Source organism: Sporomusa termitida (genome assembly GCF_007641255.1).
GTDB lineage: Bacteria > Bacillota > Negativicutes > Sporomusales > Sporomusaceae > Sporomusa > Sporomusa termitida.
This window is the reverse complement of sequence record NZ_CP036259.1, coordinates 958,281-980,011: the sequence shown is the minus strand read 5'-3', so window position 1 is coordinate 980,011 and position 21,731 is coordinate 958,281. Positions and strand designations below refer to the sequence as shown.

At 42.6% G+C, this 21,731-nt stretch carries 18 protein-coding genes; all 18 read right to left on the bottom strand.

Annotation, left to right across the window (positions count from 1 at the left end):
• Positions 1–12 precede the first annotated feature (12 nt).
• Complete coding sequence (locus tag SPTER_RS04395; RefSeq protein ID WP_144349226.1) at positions 13–1,521, bottom strand: hypothetical protein; 1,509 nt, start codon at positions 1,519–1,521, stop codon at positions 13–15.
• A gap of 85 nt (positions 1,522–1,606) precedes the next feature.
• Positions 1,607–1,969, bottom strand: a complete 363-nt coding sequence (locus tag SPTER_RS04390; protein ID WP_144349225.1) for a DUF6876 family protein — start codon at positions 1,967–1,969, stop codon at positions 1,607–1,609.
• 438 nt (positions 1,970–2,407) lie between these two features.
• Positions 2,408–3,457 carry a hypothetical protein gene (locus SPTER_RS04385; RefSeq protein WP_144349224.1) on the bottom strand — a complete coding sequence of 350 codons (1,050 nt, stop codon included), beginning with the start codon at positions 3,455–3,457 and terminating at the stop codon, positions 2,408–2,410.
• Positions 3,458–4,304: 847 nt separating this feature from the next.
• Entirely contained in the window at positions 4,305–5,021 is a 717-nt protein-coding gene (locus SPTER_RS04380; RefSeq protein WP_144349223.1) for a porin family protein, read from the bottom strand.
• A 256-nt stretch (positions 5,022–5,277) separates the two neighbouring features.
• Complete coding sequence (locus SPTER_RS04375) at positions 5,278–5,610, bottom strand: hypothetical protein (protein ID WP_144349222.1); 333 nt, start codon at positions 5,608–5,610, stop codon at positions 5,278–5,280.
• A gap of 1,406 nt (positions 5,611–7,016) precedes the next feature.
• On the bottom strand, positions 7,017–8,675 hold the full coding sequence (locus tag SPTER_RS04370) for an ADP-ribosylglycohydrolase family protein (protein WP_144349221.1): 1,659 nt from the start codon (positions 8,673–8,675) through the stop codon (positions 7,017–7,019).
• A gap of 3 nt (positions 8,676–8,678) precedes the next feature.
• Positions 8,679–9,359, bottom strand: coding sequence for a DUF4433 domain-containing protein (locus SPTER_RS04365; RefSeq protein WP_144349220.1), 681 nt, complete (start codon positions 9,357–9,359; stop codon positions 8,679–8,681).
• Positions 9,356–10,768: a 3'-5' exonuclease gene (locus SPTER_RS04360; protein ID WP_211367458.1), complete on the bottom strand. Its 1,413-nt coding sequence runs from the start codon at positions 10,766–10,768 to the stop codon at positions 9,356–9,358. The genes SPTER_RS04365 and SPTER_RS04360 overlap by 4 nt, the downstream gene beginning before the upstream one ends.
• A 431-nt stretch (positions 10,769–11,199) precedes the next feature.
• Complete coding sequence (locus tag SPTER_RS04355) at positions 11,200–12,663, bottom strand: TniQ family protein (protein ID WP_144349218.1); 1,464 nt, start codon at positions 12,661–12,663, stop codon at positions 11,200–11,202.
• Positions 12,660–13,910: a TniB family NTP-binding protein gene (locus SPTER_RS04350; protein ID WP_144349217.1), complete on the bottom strand. Its 1,251-nt coding sequence runs from the start codon at positions 13,908–13,910 to the stop codon at positions 12,660–12,662. Before SPTER_RS04350 ends, SPTER_RS04355 begins: the two co-directional genes overlap by 4 nt.
• Complete coding sequence (locus SPTER_RS04345; protein ID WP_144349216.1) at positions 13,907–15,733, bottom strand: DDE-type integrase/transposase/recombinase; 1,827 nt, start codon at positions 15,731–15,733, stop codon at positions 13,907–13,909. Before SPTER_RS04345 ends, SPTER_RS04350 begins: the two co-directional genes overlap by 4 nt.
• Complete coding sequence (locus SPTER_RS04340; RefSeq protein WP_144349215.1) at positions 15,720–16,067, bottom strand: hypothetical protein; 348 nt, start codon at positions 16,065–16,067, stop codon at positions 15,720–15,722. The genes SPTER_RS04345 and SPTER_RS04340 overlap by 14 nt, the downstream gene beginning before the upstream one ends.
• A 485-nt stretch (positions 16,068–16,552) precedes the next feature.
• Positions 16,553–18,073 carry a glutamine-hydrolyzing GMP synthase gene (gene guaA / locus SPTER_RS04335; protein ID WP_144352747.1) on the bottom strand — a complete coding sequence of 507 codons (1,521 nt, stop codon included), beginning with the start codon at positions 18,071–18,073 and terminating at the stop codon, positions 16,553–16,555.
• A gap of 389 nt (positions 18,074–18,462) precedes the next feature.
• The gene (gene pdaB, locus SPTER_RS04330; protein ID WP_144349214.1) at positions 18,463–19,203 is read right to left on the bottom strand and encodes a polysaccharide deacetylase family sporulation protein PdaB; all 741 of its coding nucleotides are present in this window, start codon (positions 19,201–19,203) and stop codon (positions 18,463–18,465) included.
• Positions 19,204–19,314: 111 nt separating this feature from the next.
• Positions 19,315–19,956, bottom strand: coding sequence for a hypothetical protein (locus SPTER_RS04325; protein ID WP_144349213.1), 642 nt, complete (start codon positions 19,954–19,956; stop codon positions 19,315–19,317).
• A gap of 97 nt (positions 19,957–20,053) precedes the next feature.
• Positions 20,054–20,476 carry a CBO0543 family protein gene (locus tag SPTER_RS04320; RefSeq protein WP_246105483.1) on the bottom strand — a complete coding sequence of 141 codons (423 nt, stop codon included), beginning with the start codon at positions 20,474–20,476 and terminating at the stop codon, positions 20,054–20,056.
• A 340-nt stretch (positions 20,477–20,816) separates the two neighbouring features.
• A complete protein-coding gene (locus SPTER_RS04315; RefSeq protein ID WP_144349212.1) occupies positions 20,817–21,182 on the bottom strand; it encodes a hypothetical protein in 366 nt (121 codons plus the stop codon).
• 129 nt (positions 21,183–21,311) lie between these two features.
• Positions 21,312–21,713: a hypothetical protein gene (locus SPTER_RS04310; RefSeq protein WP_144349211.1), complete on the bottom strand. Its 402-nt coding sequence runs from the start codon at positions 21,711–21,713 to the stop codon at positions 21,312–21,314.
• Between the last annotated feature and the right edge of the window lie 18 nt (positions 21,714–21,731).

Genomic DNA, 21,731 nt, shown 5'->3' with positions numbered 1-21,731 from the left:
CTGTATCCTCCCTCATGAAGCTGCCGACCAGTCGGCGGCTTCTTCCATTTCAGAGCGGATATCCCCGGCACAATTTTCACAGTAGTATTGGCCGTCAACTTCCTCCGCGTCATCGGTACGCATATATTCACCGCAACTGTCGCAGACAGAATAATTTGTCTCCAGACAATCGTCGCAGCAGAAGCCGTCGTCAAGTTGCTGACCTTTATCTTCATCAAAGTAGTCCCCGCAGTTCTCACACTGATAGTAATTATCCAGACAATCCTGACACACATAATACGAATAGTCCTGACGGCCGTGAACTTCGGTCATTTCGCCGGTTGTATATTCGTGGCAATGCTCGCAGTAGGAGCAGCACTCCTCGCAATACCAATGTCCATTAACATAACGGGCATCATCTTCATGAACGCGGTGATCGCAGTCGTAACAGATAATGTAACCGTCATCGGAGCAGCGGTCGCAGTAGAGACTGTTGCTATCGTAAATGGCCTCAGAGCAGTCGATGCAGTAGGCGGTATGCCCGATGCGCAGGGAATCATCCTCGCCTACGTTTGCGTTCTTTAACAAAGAGATGTTCGCCTTATAGCACTCGTATTCATAATCCCGATAATGCAAAGCATTCTCATGCGTACCGACTCGGCGGCTGACCTCTTCCTGCTCCCGTTTCATCGTCCACAGATTCGGGACCATCAGGCAGTCCGCAATAATCTGTTGGACGATATTGCGGTACATCTCACGGGTATCCTCATCATCTGTCTGAGGATACAATCGGGATTGCATCAGAATTCCGCTGTGAAAACAAAATATCTGACGTGTACGTTTGGGAACCGTATGAAACGCCTCGGTCACGTCATCATCTACCGTGTAAAAAACCATGCTGCATTCGTCGTTCATATAAGACAACGTTCCGCCGTGATATTCGCCGCCGTCCAGACAATGGCAGGAACTCCAGCTATTCTTGCGGTTGGACATTTCCAGGTAATCACAAGGATGAATAGACAAAAGCGCAGTACGCTTACTCAACAGGGGATTTAATGCATCTGCTAATTTTGCGAACCGCGCGTTATATTCCGGGTGTTTGTCTACACCATACTTTTTGCATATCGCATTGATAATGCGGCTGGTTTTCTGTCCGACCGAACAAGTAATCCCGCAATGCTTTTTCACAATCGCTGCCGTTTCTGCGCCGGGGAGGGTTTTGGCATAGGTAAAAGCAATGGCGTCAAGCGATAAGACGAACTTAGTCCGATCATCTTCCGGCACCTCCAGTTCGGTAATTAACTTGCTGAGTTCGTATTTATACAAGTTAACGATAGACTTGTCGATTTCCCGGCTGTGTGTAACCTCAAGTACAACGGCCAGAGCTTCCTCGTTCCAGTTCGGGTGACGGCGCAAAAGGTCTGCAAGCCACCCCTTGTTGTTTTGCCAAGCTTGCAGGTTAGCATTCATGCTGCTGATACTGTAACTCTTGTCATATTTTTCGAGTACGCCATACACTTGTTGTCTGGTCTTTTCATACATAAGGCTCATCCTCTCTCCGTTTTTTTGTTAAAGTGTTTTTTCCAATAAAATAACGCCTCCCGATTAGGCAAGGCGTTGGAGAAAATCAATATTCAGAAGGAAGCAGGATAACTCCGTCAATCAGGTATAGCTTTACTTCTTCGGGCGGGAAGTCGGTGCAGGGTATCTGTTGCGTAACAATAAGCGTTGTATCGTTGTACCCCCGAATAACCGCACTGTTGTTTTCGGTATTGACATTCAATGTCCATACCTGGAAATTCTTATCCAGCTTGGTGTTGTTCTGATAGCTTCCGATAACGTCAAGGAGCCAATAACAATCCGCCGCTTCGGTCAGCACAAGAACACCGTCCGTAATAACCGGAAAGCCGGGTATTGGCGAAACCTTATAGTAATTTTCCGTACATACTGAATTGTTGAGCACGTCAAGTATTTCTTCTTTTGGTTTCATTGGATTCATTGCCTCCTTAGTTTTGGACATAAAAGAACAGGGCCTCCCGTGATGGGAAGCCCTGCTTCATGCCATTCTGCCTAAATGACACAGAGTAAAAAGTTACGCAGTTTCTGTCTTCAACTTGTTGATACAAACAATAAAGTCAACGATAGCTTTTGCCGCAGTGACGATTGCCGACAATGCCGACAGTATAATCCTCGCTATTTTGATTTTTCCCATGGTAATATCCCTCCTCCGTTTTATCGCTTTTATATGCTTGAATAGCATAGGGAAGCTGGTGATTTGGCTTGCGCCTACTCCTCTTTATAATATATAAAGGAACGAAAAGGAGATTGGATTACTGCGTTTTACAGCAACAGCAATGGTCAGACAGTTACAACGAAACAATCAAAAAAAAGATGGAACGCAATGAACGTCCCGCCCTAATCGAATTGTTTATGAGCCTACCTTTGTAAACACAATGTTGCCATTATTACCGAAAATGATAAGCTTAGAGTTTTCCATGGTATAATCAAATACACGTTCTTGGCTATACGTTCTCGTTAAATATCCATTTTCTGTTGACCAGGTAAATTTCCCCAAACGATTAATTTGGTCATTTCCTGTCTTGTCTTCAAAGAACTGAATACCACCGCCACCGCTATCAATAGGCATCCACGTTCCGTATAGTCCATCTGTCCCCTCTGTACGTTTGAAATTTCCATAGTGCTCCATAGTTAAAATATCACCATATCCTTGCTTTCCTAATGAATATTTACTCTTTACGGTGCGCTTTGCTGCAATTATTAAACGACCATTTTCTGTTCTCCAAGTTATATTTTTATCCCCAAGCCCAAATTCATAAGACCATAAATTTAGGTTGGTTATTCCGATTCCATTACCGGAAAAATCCAGTCTGGCACCATCGTCTGCTACCCACCTACCAGCTAGGCGTGAGTCAGATGAAGTCTTATTTGCCCCCTCATAATCTTTCCGATACTGACCATACCATGTATTTAGTGAGTATGGTTTAATCCCTACATCATTGAAGAGTAAATCTCCTGTATAAGGATCTACAAGAATATCAACTGCGCGCTGCAATCCTGTTAAGGTAAATAAGTAGTATTTTTTACCATCGTTTTCATAGAAGCTACCGTCTGGTTTTCCTTTACTGATAGAAAGCTTAGGATTATTAGGAAATTGATGTTCCATGCACCAATCTCCAACACGCATCTCTGCACTGTCATATGTATATTTTGTTTCCGGTTCTTTATTTACGGTCTCTTTAGCCGCTTTATTTCCATCAGGACTACTAGCTTTTTCACTATTGGGGCTTCCCGTCATTCCCAGGACTATTAAAAGAACTATAAATAAACCACCATAAATCACCAGTACCCTCGGTCTTGTTTTCTTTTCTCCCCACCGAATTACCAGACCTGGTTTGACAAGACCAACAACCATAGCAATTAAAGAAACCAATAGCAATATTACTAATAACGTATTCATATTCTTCTTGCCCCTTCTATTTAATATAATCCGATGGATTGCTTCCAAATTTTACGGAATCATCTATTGAAGAATCCAATCCGGTAAATGAAATTCCACCTTGGTAAGCCGTAGAAAAGCCAGACATAACGATGTATACTGTACTTGTTCCTTGGGCATTGGCGCACCAATTTTAGCGATACACTTAAGCGGTTCACAAAGAAACGATACAAAGGGACATTCCTTATTTGTCAATGTGTTAGTGACAATTAGTGAACGTCCCCTTCTCATTCATGTGTGTTAACCTTAAATTAGACCGCGTTCTTTTAGCACCTGGCATACTGCTGCAAAAGACCCTTTTACGACTATATTTGCCGATGGAGATGCTGCCTTTTCCTTAAGCTCATTGTACTTGCGCTTAAGTTCTTGATTACTCATGTTCTCATATTCTCTCTTGAGCCCGGCTGAGCCAGAAAGTGCTGAACTGAAAAGCCCCATATAAACAACCGACCTTCCTTCCATTTATGATAAAAATCCTGTATTTTTTATTACACACCTAATCATTCTAGTTGTTAACAGAAAACTGAAAACAAAGCAACCATTCTTCTGTTCATAGTCTTTTGCTGCTGCTTTTAAACTCAAAGCTCTTCTCTACAACTACACCCAAATCATAAATTCACATGAAATAATGCTAAAAGACAGTGCTGCCAGCACTGTCTTTACTTTGCACCCGTTATTAGCGGAACTGTCTAGATGCTGCGATATAGAGCAGAACTCACAGTAATAACCATAACAGAAGATAAAGAACCAACGCCAAAGGCTTTTAATCCTATAATCTCCCAAGGCAATAGAACATGCCTTGGATTTTTTAAAATTTATAAGTTACACCAAACCCAAAGCCTTTGGAGCTTGCATCAAACTTTTCGCCGTCAGCTTCTAATTCTTTCACTTTGATTCCACGATAGTCTACGTTGAAATCAATGTTAGGGCTAATCTCTTGCGATAGGCCAACTTTCCAATTTGTAAAGTTAGAAGCAACTCCAACAGCAGCATATGCTGTTGTTTTATCAGCTATCTTTGTGCTACCAACAAAACCAAATTGCATTGCCTTTTTAGTTTTGCTAGTATAGGTTTCATTCTCAGTAGGGCTTCCATCAGTATAAGTTATAGTTGCATTTTCCTGTGCTTTAACTGAAACTAAGCCTGTATAAACGGATAGGTTTTTATTTAATTTATAAAGTACATTAAGTTCTTGGTTTTTTAGTTTTAGGTTGGAGATACCAGTTTCATCAGTAGCACTCCAGGAAACTGCGTCTTTCGATTTCGCATTAAGCCCATTATATTGAATAGCAAAATTATTACCTAGACCTGTTGTAATTCCCCAATCAAGATTACGTTTTTTACCAAACGATGTTTCCCAGGAGCTTCCATCATCGTCTGTTCCACTAGTTTTAGTATCAGAAGATCTCCACGTTAAATCAATAGCGGTTTTTCCGGCTGAATAATCGGTTAACGGTGCCGCTAATGCGATATTGGCTGTCAACATAATTACCGTAACCATTGCAAGTATAATTGTTTTTCTCATTATTCTTTCGCCCCTTTTCAAATTTGAATACGTACTATTTTGTCCACTTTTAGTGATGTTTTGCTTCTCCTTCCTTTTTTATACTATGTTTGTTATGTAACCGCTTACGCGAATAACAACGCCAACTTATATGGTATCGCTTTCAAGGTCCCTCTTTGGACGAATACTCATGCCCTTATTTGTTACCTCATTTATGGCAAAACATGGTTCAATCCACTCTAAAGTTAATATTCGGTCATAAGCAGAAAAGAAGATTTTATTCCTCAGACTCGTTTTCTTTTCTGCGTTTGCCCAGTACGCCTTCTATAAACTTTATGGTATATCCGCCGGCTCTGGCTATCTTAGCGCGTTCACGTCTATCTGTTGTTTGATTTACTAACTCTGCTATAAAATCAGGGCGATATAACCTCATAGGGCAATCAATTTTATCACCACGGAAATATTTGAACAATTTAAGCATAGCATCACGACCGATAAGCTCGTAAAGTTCTAAGTAGCTGTCATTTAAAGCTTCGGATTCATTGCCATCAACACTGAATGCCTTATAGACAGTTTCTTCATTTTTATTATCTAAATCAATGCTAATCATAATATCCCCTCCCTACGCATTAAAAGTATAGCAGTGCTTATTTCCTTAAATCCATTCGCATAAAGGTACTTTTTAGGAACCGCTACATTCTCCGCTCGAAGTTTCTTTTTTTTTCCCGTATAAATGACCTTTTTAATTTTTTAGAAGCGGATATTTGTTTTTGAAACAAGTAGAAACCCCTTAAGTCCAATCCCAAATAAGCATTTTTTAAGCTCCATAAAACGTTTCCTTTTTAGGACCGGAATAGGGAGCTGTTTATTCTTCTGAAAACGGAACCTTTGTTACTGACAATAAGGAAAAACCCTTTCCCGATTAAATGGGAAAGGGTTTTGAGTTGGTGTCTTTATTTGTTTTTATAAGTTCCCTACTATACGGAGCATGATAATTTGGGCACGCTGCTTTTCCGTAACATGCGAACATCCTGCCGCACACCGGACAATCGTCATACTCGCCGTTGGCATAATCTTCTGCAAGCAGCGTCTCCGGGTGTTGCCTGTCTACAGTAAATCTTATCATCCGTATAGCCTTTTATTTCAAAACTACCTTAGTGCTGCATCCTCATTGATAAACTCCATTGTATCGCCGTTGTCGTTGAGCAGATATTCCAAGAGCGGATTGGTAGTGTTGCGGTTGATATGTCGTCCTATAATGACCATTTTCTAAACCTCCTGAAATAAAATAAATCCTCGCTGCCGTTACAGCAGGGGATTTATTTTGTATTGTAATTGTATATCAAGCTTAGAATATATGGTTGAAAATGCCTAAGATACGACTTTATTTATTGCAAACTATTTTTCATTCTCAATGATAAATTTTAATGTGTGCTATTTCTGGCTTGCTGATAATACTTTACGAGAAAGGGAATCCGTATGAATATTCCTTGACGACCATCTTCACCCTCTCAGAGACAAAAACGGAACTCTTCTCGGTTATTCGTTAATAACCGGCGAGCCTGTCATAACTAATTTCAGTTTCATTGACAGAGAAATTATTATTTCTAAAGATAACCAGTTGTTGCTTGGCGGCAAAAAAAGCGAAAAACGATTACATCTATAAATGAACTGCAAAAAGAACTGGCAAAACTCGCTGTTGCTGTGCATAAATTGATTGTTGACAATAAAGTTTATATTTGGACACGGCAAAAGCACTTACTTTAATGGGAATAAAATTATTTCCAAAGAAGAAACATCAAGAGCAGCAATGAACATTTTACGTTTCAAGCTGGTTTTGCGTCCAATGTCGGCAGAGCGGAGTAAGGGTAATGCCGTTTTTCTGGTCTATCCCAAAATTCCAGCCTCTTGCCCCCGTTTACAGATGGTTAGTCATAAACTATCAAGATTTTAGGACGCCGCCTGCTCCTGTAGTGCAGTAACGATTATAAACATAGCGGGATTTTAATAGCACTCTTATGTTTGATCAGTATATAGTACATATTTGTCTATTTGTTCGACAACTGCTTGCTCAACATTAAACTGCTTTGCAATAGCTGCACTCGTTTTTTTACCATCTATCAAACTCCTAATAATTTTCAACACTTTACCGATGGTAATATTCGTTTTGAATTTTGGATTTCCAAGTAAATCATCTATAGCCATCGAAGTCAGGACAAATTGCCGTGACTGTTTTTGTACAGTAACACTCTGTTGTTCATGCTGAGCTACCTGAGGTAATACTGCTGGCTTCGTACCGTATTTGACCTGCGTCTGTGAAGCCATATCATCGAAAATAGTAGGCTGTTGGTACATCTGTATCTGACCGTCAAGGTGGCGAGACTGTGATTGTATCTCATTAGCCTGAAACGCCTTTGTGTATAAGGTTTGTCCAAGCATAGTTTGCCACTTTTCGATTATCACGATGCCGTGCTTACCATTTGGAACGCTTTTTGAATCAATAAACCTCATCTTACCAATAGGTGTAGTTATCCATTGATTGTTTTGTGCTTTCGCTTCTGCAACCTCCTCCTTGGTAGCTTCTTTTTTGTTATCTGCTAAAAGCAACTCTGTCATTTGGATAAGGCAATCATAATCCTGAACTACTTTCCATTCTGATGGAATCCAATTCGTGCCACTAAGCATCCCCAATAATCCACCAGTTATAGAGGCAATTGTGTCTGTATCTGCACCAAACGAAAACGCCGGAATTTTAATCCCGAGAGATGGATTATTGGCATATCTTGACGCCAAATAGATGGCAGCTAAAGCAGCAACATCTCCAGCGCCGTTTGCCTTTCCAAAACACTCTAAATCAGTCAGTACTTTTGTATCGTCAAGGATTAATCCCTTCTTTAGCGAAACCCTTATAAACTCAAGTTGCCTTACCATACGGGCACGGGTGTTTTCCCATTCCGCAAAAAAATCATATTCACAATGTTGTTGGGTAATGCTAAGCCAATTTCCAAAAATATCAGGATTAAGGTTCGCGCCCCAGTCATTTTGACCATCAATTACGGCAGTAACGAGTTCTCCATATTCCAGAACCGTCTCTTTCCTCAAAAGATAATCCAGTGCATATGCATAGCAAGTTGCACCTAAAAATGCGCGTGGATGGCCATGAGTTATAAGTGTATCCTTAATGACATCCATCATTAGCTTAGTGGTATTGGGCGTTTTCGCTGACGCAATGACATGTGGTAGAATACGCATTGTCGCACCGTTACCGCCTGCATTAAAGTAGCCGCGAGTATGGTTAGTTTGCCACAGAAAAAATCCCTCTTTATAGGACTTGGCAGCTTTCAATAAAGCACTACCGCCGCCGCGCTCATAATTCAACCAGAATGGAAGTTCCTTTTCAGCGAGAAACTTCTCCCAGTCGCCTGCAATGATGCTTCGTGCCACAGACAGCGTCAACTGAGTATCATCGCTATACTCACCGGGTAGAATCTTCTCATCATGCCAACGTGGACTATTAGAACTACGCGTCCACTCAACAAAGTAGTCGACGACCTTTGGATTTTTCGCCCTGTTTTTAGAGCGCGGCTCATTAGGCCATCCCAGAGCGTCACCAATTGCGGTGGTCAGCATTGCTCCTTTACATTTTTCTATTTTAGTTGGTATTACCGTAGACATAGTTTACTCCTCCTCTGACCAGTCGCACTGAATCTCGTCTGGTCGACAACCATTCCTAATCATACTGCTCCAATTCGGAGTTAACACATCTGGAGCGATGTAAAGGGAGATATGCCCCACATCATACATTTTCAGTATTGCATAGACTCGCTTTGCAACTTCCTCATTTCCAACAGCGATGCCGGTGATATATTCTCGCGGTATACTATTTTCTATCAATATTTCCGCTTGCCCATTTGTCGGACAGGAAGATAGCATCTTCAGTGGCCTTGAATAAGCAAAAGTGGAAACAGAAGTAGCGAAAATAGAGTCGATGTTATCCATGTTTTCATTTATATAAGCTCCACATGATTTGCTCGCATTGCAAGGACAGAATTTTGCGTTTTTATATTTTAGTATGCTCAAGTCGACATATAGAACAACCCAATCTTTAAAAATTTTATCCGGATTATTCTGCATAGCCGTTTTTAAGAACCACGAGTTTGGGTATTGCACGGAGCAGCACACAAAATCTAATTCGCCGTCATAACGAACAGTGTCGTTCACGGTTTTTGTATCTTGGCGTATTGAACTGCTCGCCAAAACACCATTCGCAGAAGTGATGATATGCGTTAGACTCTGAAGTTTCGTAAAGTGGCATAAACGAGTGACTCTGCGTGCCGTCAAAATATCATATGCACTCATATCACTTCCTCCTCATCATGGAAATCGTAGCTGTCAGAATCCTCTGGAAACAACGGTGACAATGCGCCACTGTAAGTCATATAAAGTCCATATTTAGATCGGGTTGCAGCAACGTAAAGAAGTTTTATCTCATCTGCATACGCATCTTCATTGGAAACCGCGCCTGAAACGATATCAGGGTCAGGGAATTTTTCCTCAGTCAGATATGGAATAAACACATTGTCGAATTCCAACCCCTTTGCAGAATGATAGGTTGTAATATATAACTTCTTCAAATGAGCAAAACCAGGAGTGTCCTTGTTAATCTCAATTGCAGCACAGCCCTTGTTTTTTAGAGCAAGTAATAAGGTATCAATATCAGTTCTATTTCTACAGATAATTACAGTAGATGCTGTCTTTCCTGTAGCAATTGCCCGTTCAACGACCCAAGCCACCTCACGTTTCTTGTCAGAGAACTTCACAAGTATAGGCTTTGGCCCTTCAGCAATCTGAGCAGTTGCCTCGACCATATCTCCATCTTGCCGCCAGTATTCATTTTGAGTTACGGCTTTCGCAAATGTCGTGATAGTCGCAGGATTGCGATAATTCACATTAAATCTCCATATCTTGTTTGCATTCACACCTGAATCACGCCAAGACAAACGACTGCCATAAATTTGCTGTGCCACATCCCCAAAGAAAGTAAAAGAGCCACCATCAGCTACTGCCTCTACCAATGATTTAATCATCATAGGCGAGAAGTCCTGCCCCTCGTCTACAATGATATGAGTGTATCTACGTTCGCCAACATCATCCTGCAACTCGTTGAAGACGTAGAACGCCATGTCATCCCAATCATACTTCCGACCAGCGGCTTCGCGAAGTTCTATGTACTTTTCGTATACCGCAAAAATCCATTTTCGATTTTCGCGCTTAATATTGGAGGAGGCACGACCGATACGCTCAGCTTCACTATATTCAACGAGGTTAGCAAATCCAAATTTTTCTATAAAGGTAATCTCTTCGATAAAAAACTCCTTGGGGCGATTAAAAGTTGACTCTTTCGGGTAGTTTATTTTCAAAAGTTCCACGGCTTGTTTTATATAGTACGCTTTTTCTTCGGGACCCAGAATTCCATTCCATGATGGCATTTTCCCGCGACTATATAAATAGCCACGGGCGAATTTGTGATAATTTTCTACTACAAGCTTTGTCGACCGAGAACTACTTACCCCACGCATATATTCAACTAAAGCACCATTAAATGTGACGAGCAGGACTTTCCCACCATTTGGAATATTGGCAAGATGATGAGCGCGCAGCAAAGCAATGGTCGTTTTGCCGCTACCAGCAGTCCCTAAAACAACGATATGTCCTTTTGCAGGAAGAGCCATAACCTCTTCCTGCTTTCCTCTAGGAGTGATAACCATTATTCAATCCTCCAATACATTTTATGTCCGAACAATCAATTAGAAATCATCTCTATAACCAGCTACCTTGGTACGCAATATAAGGATCTTGCATCCATTATTCATCATTTCAAAGCCGTCCTTCTTACGATATGCCAAATCCTCACGCTTACAAAAATACCAATCAATTATTACTCTAGATTCAAAGAGATTTTTCCTGGTTCTACACACCCAAGCTATAGCCTCTTTTGCGATTTTAAAGAAAATTCTCTCATAAAAAACCTGTTTACAAATTTATTCCATTTAAAGTTTTGGTCTTGTCTTCTTACGATAGTTTAGCTTATTTTACCATAGAATTAGAGCCTCCACAAACAACGCCAAAAGAGAGAATAAAATACTTCAAAAACTTATAATCTTCTCAATTCGTTCACCGCTCACCACTATTGACTAATTCACAGCAGGTGTAGTATCTGCTCAGCAAACTCACCATCTGCGTAATCAGGAATATACGGCAGACAGACTTCAAAATCTCTACGACGCATATTCGTTAAATCCCGTACTTTGCGCCACGTCAAAGTGACACCACTATCTTCTACCTGACGTGCAGCCCAAGCTACTTCCCTAGCCCAATATTGTTCCTGTAATTCTTTATGCCGCTGTATCTCAGCGAGGCATTTTGGCAGATGAAGAGATATTTTTTTGCTGGAAAGATGCAAGATTTTTTCAACAGCAACAGTAGTAATCTTTTTAGGTCTGGTTGTTCCATCACCCTGTAGCTGGCTGATAGCTTCTTTTACAAGTGGTAGTGTATTCTCATCAATCTGATTCCAGTTTTGAGGCTTTGCGCCGCTTTTAAGTGACGCTTTAGGTGGCTTATGATAAGTTCCATACCTCCGTTCACCGATAGCCTTAACAGTCGCATATGGTGCACTGAGAGCTTTCGCAATAGCTGGATACTTCAAACCCTGTTCATGAAGTCTGTAAACCTCTTCATCAAAAAGCTGTTGTTGTGTTTTCTCCGGCAGTTCCATATGTACCAGTTCATCAGCGGTAATACCAAGAAACATAGCCATGAGACAGATTTCATAGAAGTTCACTCTATCATTCGTCAACACCTTCTGTGTCTGCCATAACTCCGTAAACCAGTTTTGGGACAAATCCCTATAATACTCTGTAAAATCCGCATGAAAGAGTGCAATATTACGCTGCTCTCCACGTACAGACCGATATTGGGTATTAGCCATTTGAGAATGAAGAAAATCACCAACCGTAACACATGAATCCATGTCAACATCAGCCTGAAAAACCTCTGCCATATAAGCGACTACGCGGATTTCAATTTCGTTATCCGCAAATACGCATGATTCCGATTGTGGTATTATTTCCTCTGCTGTTTTTAAAGAGGGCGTAGCCTTCCCACTGATCATCACACTGCTATCCATCAAGTAACACCGATGAACCGGGCAAACATGAATCCCTATTAGCTGATAAATCCGATGCCAATATGCTTCTCCATATTGTTCTCTGTCATTAGCTGCACAAGCCGGACAGTAGCGCAAACAGCGAACTTGGCCATTCTTGCTTTGAGGTATCGGCAAGAGATTATAGTAATTTCCCATCATAGATACCAATGACTGAAATGCTTTTTGTCTGCGTTCCCTCGGCAAAAACCGCCCATAGCAAGGGAACATGGTATGTTTTTCAATGACTGCTTCCATGGATATATTCCTTGTTATGGCCTGTACTGCGGCAGGAGTGTAACTATTGATAAAATCCATATCTGGGCGTACAGACTTTGATGCAAACAGTTCTTCGGCAGCAAAGGTGTAGGCCATGTATCCTGATTTCGTGTAGTATCGTGCCAACTGGCTATAAAGTAGCTCATCTGGATATGCGGCAGGGAAATAAGCTATCATACAGCTACCTCCACAACAAGCATATTGGACTTTAAAAGCTGCACCATATCTATACTTTCATTCTTGGCTTTGGCAACCAAATCAGCAATACTAATACGATCATATGAAGTTTCATTCTCCGTAACTATTGCAGTAGGGACAGGCGCTTTTCTCTTGATTTTAGAGGTCTGCTTGCCTTGAGAAACAGATGGCTGAATATAGCCATGAAGCAGAGATAAACGCTGTTGATAGGCTTCGTTTAAAGATTCCAGATTCAAAATTTCTTTGCCATTTAAAATAGCGATTTCCTGTGCATCATGAATCAACGCTACCACAACCGATGTAATTCCTGCGCTATGCTCATAAAGCCATTCAATGATTCCATCCGTGATTTCCGTTCTTTGCTTCACGTACTGATATCTGAACATAACCTTGCAGAACTCTTGAAAATATTTGTCATAGCTCATAGTAGTGTACTGTAATCCCACTGAACGTCGTGCAAGCTGCATCGCCGATTCAAAAAACCTGGTGCTTTCAGGAGTGCCTACCATGCAGATACTGATTCCGCTATTATTGATAAGCTGCGTTAAAGACCCGATCAGGCTTTTGCCGTTTTTGCTGTTGGCTACGTTTTGAATCTCATCCACTACCAGCATACCGATATGATTAAGAGCCACCTGACTGACAGAGCCAATGAGCATATCTGTTGTAGCCCTTGCTCTTAACGCATTCTGATAGTATTTGGTATCCAGAACTTCATCAACTTTACGCAAAACCTCCAGTAACAGACCCTTTACAGACGAATCAAAGGGGCATTGCACAATCACACATGGTACAACATTGGTATAGGGATTCTCAGCTTCAATTACTCGATTTTCTGTAATCAAATTAATAGCTCTGCTGATAGCGGAACTTTTACCGATACCAGACGTTCCAATGATCGTAAAGCTGTCAGAGCCGCCCATGATGCCGCTGTATTCCTGTTGCATGATAGCTCTGTAGTTCTGATTCTGCTGCTGAACCGCCAGCTTCGTTCCCTTTTTTTGCATAGAACGCAAGAGGGCCAGATACAGTTTGCTGTAGATTTCCAGCGACATTTGCGAGGGAATATACACCCTGTATAAGTCCGATAACGCCATAAGCCTTACGGAAACATCACCATTACGGATTTCAGAATTGTACCCTGGCAATACTTCCAATGCAGTTATCAACTCATTCCCTGATTTCATGCGAGGCAGGACGTTGATGATATCTGAAAGATTTGTCATGGCTTGGCTCCTTTCATATAGTTTCTATGTTGCTTACGCTGTTCACGCTTGCGGTTATCTTGGATATTCTTAACGCTTACATCGGCACTGCTCCTGACGCTGCCAGCGATTGCCTCAATATGCCGCACAAGATTAATCTGAGCCTGTAGATTATCCTGGTTGGCTCCTTTGGCAATGTCTCTCTGAGCTATCTGTAAACTCTGTACAGCAGTCAAATCTTTACCCTCAAATCTGGATTCAATAATGGTAAACTTGGCATATATTCCATTTTCCAACAACCATACAGAAGTAACGTCCTCTGGATTATAAGCAACTGTAGCCTCACCGCCTTTAAGATACTGCTCTGTATACCCGTCACAGTGATAACGCATTTTATTGACTTTCAGGCCAAACCTGCTGAACTTACCCGTAGTTCTCGGCAGAAGGGTAAGAATAAGCTCTTTAGTGCCTACTTCAATTAAATTGGCTCCCATTTGGGATCTACCCCAGTTCCAGATACAGCTTGCATAGGGTTTCACATTCGCGGCAATCATGGCTTCCGTATAGGGGAAATTTTCAATTATCCGCTGGGAATTGTAATAAATGATACAGTGAAGAATAATCTTCTCAAAGTCCGTCATGGTCATGCAGGCATCTTTCCTGTAATCATGTGCTCCCCGTTCTTGATAATCAGGCTCAATCACACCTTTTCCTTTCAGGTGCTTTTTATAGGTTGCCTGAATCACATCAAAGAATTTTTCCACCATGCCTTTCAATTCAGGTCTATACGAGGGGAGATTAATTACTTTAACGCCCAGCTCTGCAATTTGCTCAAAGTTTTCAGATTTGTATTCACTCCCCATATCCGTAACCAACGTAGCAGGAAGTTTGTCACAAAACCAATCCTCTGCATTCATAGAAATACCAAACTGCTTACACCAAGCGGCTTTATCCGCTATAATGTTCAACATCAGCCCCCTAAGGCTATACACGCCACCCGCCCATGATAGGACATACCCGCAACATAAACCACTGTAAGCGTCAATACAGGCCGTTAGAATGGGTCTGCCCACAAGATTGCCAGCATCATTGATGAGGTAAATATCGCATACAGTAGAATCCAGCATACCAACGCCAATGACAGGAGCAAACGATTGTATACCATCGCCAATAAGAGGCCTGTTGTTTCTCTGGTAACTCTTCAATCCGTCTCTGGAAATATAAAAGTTCTGCATCTTTTTTGTTTTACGATAGAAGTAACGAAATTGATAAAAAGTCGGGTATGCGTTTGACAGAACATCCATACTGTCACAATACTTCTCTTTCAGCATCATGGTATAAGCAGTCATAAGAGATTGCTTTTTCGTGGTATAGAAGAATTTATTCAAAGCCCATCGTATATTTTTTTCATCTTGTGTGAGCTCTAAATCATCATCCAGACGCTTCCTTGAGGCAAGAACTGTTATATTCATATAGACCAGATACAGGCATAAATAGATCCTAATGGTTTGCTTTGATATGTTGTGTTCTATAGCAGTGGAACCGATAACTTTAGAACGCATTCTTTCATCCGCTATAAAAGGGAGGATCGGTGCAATCAACGTGTAACGGTCATACATTGCTTTTCTCTGGTCAGCATCCAAAGCATCAATATCAGCAGCAGTAAAATTCATTACCTCGTTCAGTACTTCATCAGTGCAGCCAGAGAAGGAATCCAAAACCGAAGATTCCACCCATACGGGCATAGTCCTTTTGATGCAGTCGATAATGAGGATTTTGTCAGGCTTTACCTCTAAAACCCTGATAATGTTGTTACCGTCCTTGAACAAATCATTTTTCTTCATCAATGACTAGCCTCCAATCTGTGACCCCATGCCTTAACCAGTATTCCCTTGAGGCATCCAGTAGCTTGACCGTAAGCGGCTTCATCAGAAACTTACGGAATACACATTCACGCACCATCAAATCATTATCAGACTTGACGCAAATGAAATCCGATGTGTATTCGTTAATGTCCCGCCCATCAAGCGGGACATTACACTTGATCTCTTTTACTTCATCACTCGCTTGCAGAACATCCGCATAGGCGTACTGTATGGCGTCATATGTCCTACATACCTCACTGCACTTGGCAATGACACGCTTCTCACAACGCCCCTTGAAATTTTTCTTCCTCACCTTGCAAAACCTCCTTGTGTGGAACGCTCTGCTGCTTGACTCCATTTTCCCAAAAACACTTCCCCAAAATGAAAATGGACGGTTTTGGGGGAATTGGAGATTAGATTTTTGGGAAACAGAAAATCATGAATATGCGCTTCCGCCCCATGTTACGGGCGTTTCAAGCCAACATCCATGGAAATCACAGCATTATGCTTTTTCCCAAAAAGCCAAAAAGAAAATATCACCATGTCGTGGGGCACTGCCATTTATTCTCCAAAGGGCATTTTCCTATATTCTCCCTGGCTTTGCCAGGTATGCCCGCCACTCCATGGTGACTTTCTTTTCGAAAAGCAGAACATTCCAGTATTTACGCAGGTTGAGGATAAAAAAAGACCCTGCAAGGAAGCTTCGAAAAGCTTCTGCAAGGTCTTTTTGTCTATGTCGGGCAGGCTAAGCCATTTTGCCCTTTGGCGGATAAATGGCAGTGCCCTACGACACTTATCCTATTCCCACTCGATTGTAGAAGGTGGTTTAGAGGTAATATCATAAACAATCCGGTTTACCCCTTTGACTTCATTGACAATACGCCGCGAGATTGCATCAAGGACTTCATAGGGCAGGCGTACCCAGTCAGCTGTCATACCATCCTCGCTTTCCACAATTCTCAGGCCAACCGTATAGGCGTATGTCCGTTCATCCCCCATAACCCCGACACTTTTCATCGCTGGCAAAACAGCAAACGACTGCCAGACTTTGCGGTAAAGGCCGGCCTGTTTAATCTCCTGATAGACAATAGCATCGGCTTCCCGCAGAATCTCCAGCCGTTCTTCCGTAATTTCACCAATAATTCTGATCGCCAGACCAGGCCCCGGGAAAGGCTGACGATAAACGATATCCTCAGTCAAATTGATTTCAAGACCTAAGGCCCGCACTTCATCCTTAAATAAATCCCTTAGCGGCTCAATCAGCTCAAACTTCATATCTTCAGGCAAACCGCCAACATTATGATGACTCTTAATGACAGCAGCCGTGGCAGTGCCACTTTCAATAACATCAGGGTATAACGTGCCCTGCACCAGATAGTCGATTTCACCTAATTTAGCGGCCTCTACTTCAAACACCCTGATAAATTCCTCACCAATAATTTTGCGTTTTGCTTCCGGTTCAGTAATGCCGTTCAGCCGCGCCATGAAGCGGTCAACAGCGTCTACATACACTAGATTCATTTTAAAGCCGTCCCGGAAGGTTTTAACAACCTGCTCAGCCTCTCCTTTGCGTAAAAAGCCATGATTAACAAATACGCAGGTCAGTTGGTCACCGATTGCCCGGTGCACCAAAACAGCCGCAACGGAGGAATCCACCCCGCCGCTTAATGCGCACAATACGCGTTTATTGCCCACTTGGGCCCTAATTCTGGCAATAGCCTGATCAACAAAAGAGCCCATATTCCAGTTACCGGTACAATGGCAAATATTGAATAAAAAGTTTTTGAGCATTCTCATTCCTTCCGGAGTATGGACTACCTCCGGGTGGAACTGTACGCCGTAAATCCCCCGGCTGCGATTTTCCATAGCTGCCACCGGGGTGCTGCCAGTGTGAGCCGTAACCGAAAATCCGGCCGGCGGTTCGGTAATATAATCACCGTGGCTCATCCACACTTGTGTCTCCGGGTCGATAGCCGCAAATATACCCTCATTTTTATCGACATACAGGCGGGTATTGCCATATTCGCGCGTAGTGGCATGGGCCACTTTGCCGCCCAGTGTATGGGCCGTCAACTGCATACCATAACAAATTCCCAGCACCGGTAAGTTAATTTCAAATACCTGCGAATCACATTTGGGCGCATCGTCGCCGTATACACTTGACGGACCACCCGAAAAAACAATACCTTTAGGTGCCAGCTGACGAATTTTTTCAATATTGGTATTAAAAGGGACTATTTCGCAATAAACCCCGCATTCGCGGATTCGTCTGGCAATCAGCTGGCTGTATTGGCCGCCAAAATCCATTACTAAAATCATTTCCTGGTTTCCTGTCGTCACGTGGAATCCTCCTCTAATTAGCGCTATTTGGATTAAGGCCTCATACACCCACAGCGGAAAAATTCAAGCCGGGTACATGCTCAAAAGGCGCAGGCCATAGCCAGCCGCTGCCAACTGATCATTCAGCAGTTGTATATAAGGCATCATACCTCACACTGTGTAGCAAGCACTCAGGAACTGCCAGTAATTTTAGTTATCGGCATAACCCTGGTACTTTATGCAATCATATCAGTTTCGCTATATATCGCCAAATTCCTGCACAGATCTAATAAAAGTAAAAGAGTGATCACTCCCCCGCGTCCGTGCAATGGCCGGCTCCCCACCAGACATTACAAGCGCGTGGAAACTCCACTCTTGGTTCAGTCCTATTAATGTCTCTGTATCCCTTTATCCCCGTACTTTTCTAACAGCTCGCCGACAGTGACAAAAGTATACCCCTCAGCCTTAATCCGTTCAATCAGAATCGGCAACGCCTCAGCTGTTTGCACAGGGGTATCGGACGCATGCATGAGTACAATCGCGCCCGGTTTAAGTCTTTTCATGACCCGCTCAACAATGACATCCCGCCCGGGGTTTTTCCAGTCCAGTGAATCCACATTCCAGATAATTGTTTTATAACCTAGTTCATCGGTAACTTTTAGTGACTTCTGGTTATAGTGGCCATTCGGCGGCCGCAGCAGCCGTGGCTCGGCGCCGGTAACCTCTTTAATCTGGGCATGGGCTTTTGAAATATCTTCTTTGATCCACTCCGGTGACATGTCGCCGTAGTTTTCATGCCGGTAACCATGACTTGCCACTTCATGTCCGTCTTTGGCAATACGCTGAGCTACTTCCGGAAACTTCGTAGCCCAGGGCCCCATAATAAAGAATGTCGATTTAATATTATTTTTCTGTAATGTATCTAATATCGACGGTGTAAACTTATTGCCCCACGAATGGTCAAATGTAAGTGCTACTACCTTTTGGTCGGTACGCGTTCCGGCAATAGCCATTGGACCGCCGGCAATTACATCTGTCACTTGCACATACATAGCCGATATCGCAAACAAGCCGATGATGCTGTAAAAAATATTCCGGTGATCAAACAGGCGGCGCAAGTTAATAATCATCTTTTTCCCTCCTTCCGCAGCTACAGTAGTATGTATGCGGCAGGCAGGGCGTTTATGCTAGCAGCTTGTCAGCTCTAAAGCGGTAGAATAATGGCGAGAGCTGATAAGGTACTAGCGCTCTTGCCACTTTATATACGGGTAGTTTGCCATACAATACAAAATAAGCTTATCTGATACAGTATAGGCCAGGCGCAGAGTAATAACAACGGTCGCAGCCGTTATCCACCACAACCATTCACTATGCCTGATTTCCGCAGGAATCAACAGACCGGCCGCCAGCATAACAACGACAAACATACTGCTTAGCGGTATGACTGTTTGAACAACGCCAAATCCCAGCCGGGTATAGATTAATGTATTCAAATCCTTTTTTCTGGCATTGAACAGGGCTAAACAGGCATCAAAACGGTCCTGTACCCACTTTTCCTCCTGGCCGGTGACAATGATCCTGCCACTGACAGGAACAAAATTCTTAAAAGACAAAGCCATTGTGCCTTGGTCCGGTACTTCAATTGTCAGTGAGAGCTGATCAATATGGGACAACGATTTAGCAAGGGCAATCAGTTCGTCCAGACTCTGAACAGTCTGTGTTGACCGCTCCTCTCTCTTGCCCAGGAGGTCATCACCGGTGCCAACAGCAGCATGCCAGAGAAATTCACCATCCTGGCCAAAGATTTCCCACAGCTTGAAAAATAAGGCTTCATCCAAGGTACAGGCTGGCAATCGACTTTGTTCCATATATTTATATTCCACCGGTATTACCTCCATAGACGGAAAGTTTTTCCTTAATAGTATTAGTATATAAGGAAACCCCTTCTCAGGGAAGGGGTAGTCCAATACTTATTTGATTCTATTTAAACTCACCGGCGCTAAAGCCAAAACCGGTATAAATGATAACCGTAATGATCAGACTGATCCCCCAGGCCCAAAATGGCCGCGAATAATGCAGCCGGGTAACGGAGAACAAAGCAATATCAAAAATAAAGGAGTCAAACCAGGACCATTGATTTTTATAAGACAGACTGCCGACTATGTAATGGGCGACCAATTCTATGCAACTGAAAATCAAAATCCATAATGCAATATAGCCGGCTTGATAAACTTTGCTTCTCGCAAACGGAAACAAAGACAAAAATATAAAGGCCACTGCCGGCAGCAGAACAAACGCATTAAGGAGCTCTATGGTTGTTTGCGTCCGTACGAAGATGTCCGGATTATAGTTCCACAAAATATGATGATAAGTTATAAAACTTGAAGCCAAATTAACAACCATAACAAATAGAATGGTCGGATAATATCTTTGCCAGTTTTTCCAATCTCCTAATTTAATTGCCGTAATCAAGAATGAAGAAATAAGAAGCACTCTAAAAAAGAAGATCAGCATCTGTTTATTTACCCTCAAATCGCAGTTCTAGTATGTCAAACAGAGATCCGCCCAGGCAGGCAGCAGTGAAATCATGATCATAACCATATAATCCCCAGTTTTCCACAGACTATAATCAGGCTCAATACACCGGTAATCCGCAGACAAGAATTAAGATCACGTTCTCCGGCTCAGCCGTATAAAAAAAGAAGCCGCTCACCCCGCAGGCTGAACGGCTTCCTTTGAATGATTAGTTATTAGAAGATCCGGAACCAATAGCAATACCAATTAATAAAGCGGCGATTTCGCGTAACGCCTTATCATGGCGGTCTTTTTCACGTTCCTGGCGTTCTTTCCATTCCCGGTTGCTTTCATGGGGCCGCCGCTTCATCTCCCGTTCATGGCGTTCTTTTTCCTGGCGTTTACGCTCGTCATGATTGCGCCGCCGGTCCTCATTCCGCTTATGGTCATGGTCATTACGGTCAAGATTGGCTATGCGCTGTGAACCATTATTATGTAAGGAGCCTGGTGCTGCTGCCGCTACGGAAGAGAACATACCAACCTGCAGGAGGCCAAGCATAGAGTAAACGATTATTTTTTTCATTGCCATTTTCATATAGATACACTTCCTTCTGTTATTATGTTTTTACTATATCATCCATTCCTTTGAATTTCTTTAGAAAATATTGGATGAAATTAAAATAGCCATATCCCCGGGATATGGCTAATAAACAAACCACAATATCTAATCCTTGGACGAACTGCCGATTGCAATACCAATCAAGAAAGCGGCTATTTCACGCAATTGGTGGTCATGGCGTTCTTTTTCACGCCTTTGCCGTTCCCGCCAGTCCCGTTCGTTCTCATGCGCACGGCGTCTCATTTCCCGCTCATGGCGTTCGTTTTCCCGTCGTAAGCGCTCTTTATGCTCCCGCCGCCGCTCCCGTTCATAGCGTTCGCGGTCGTGCCGGTCCCGTTCATACCGGTCACGGTCGCGGCGATCATGCCGGTCATGCCGGCCAAGTTGTACGATTTGTTGCGACTCATCGTTATATAAAGATGAAGCTTCAGCTACAGTTGCAAACATACCAAATTGCATGATCCCGGCCAGGGAATAAACCACTGTTTTTTTAACCAGGCTATTCATAAGCATTTCCTCCTAAAT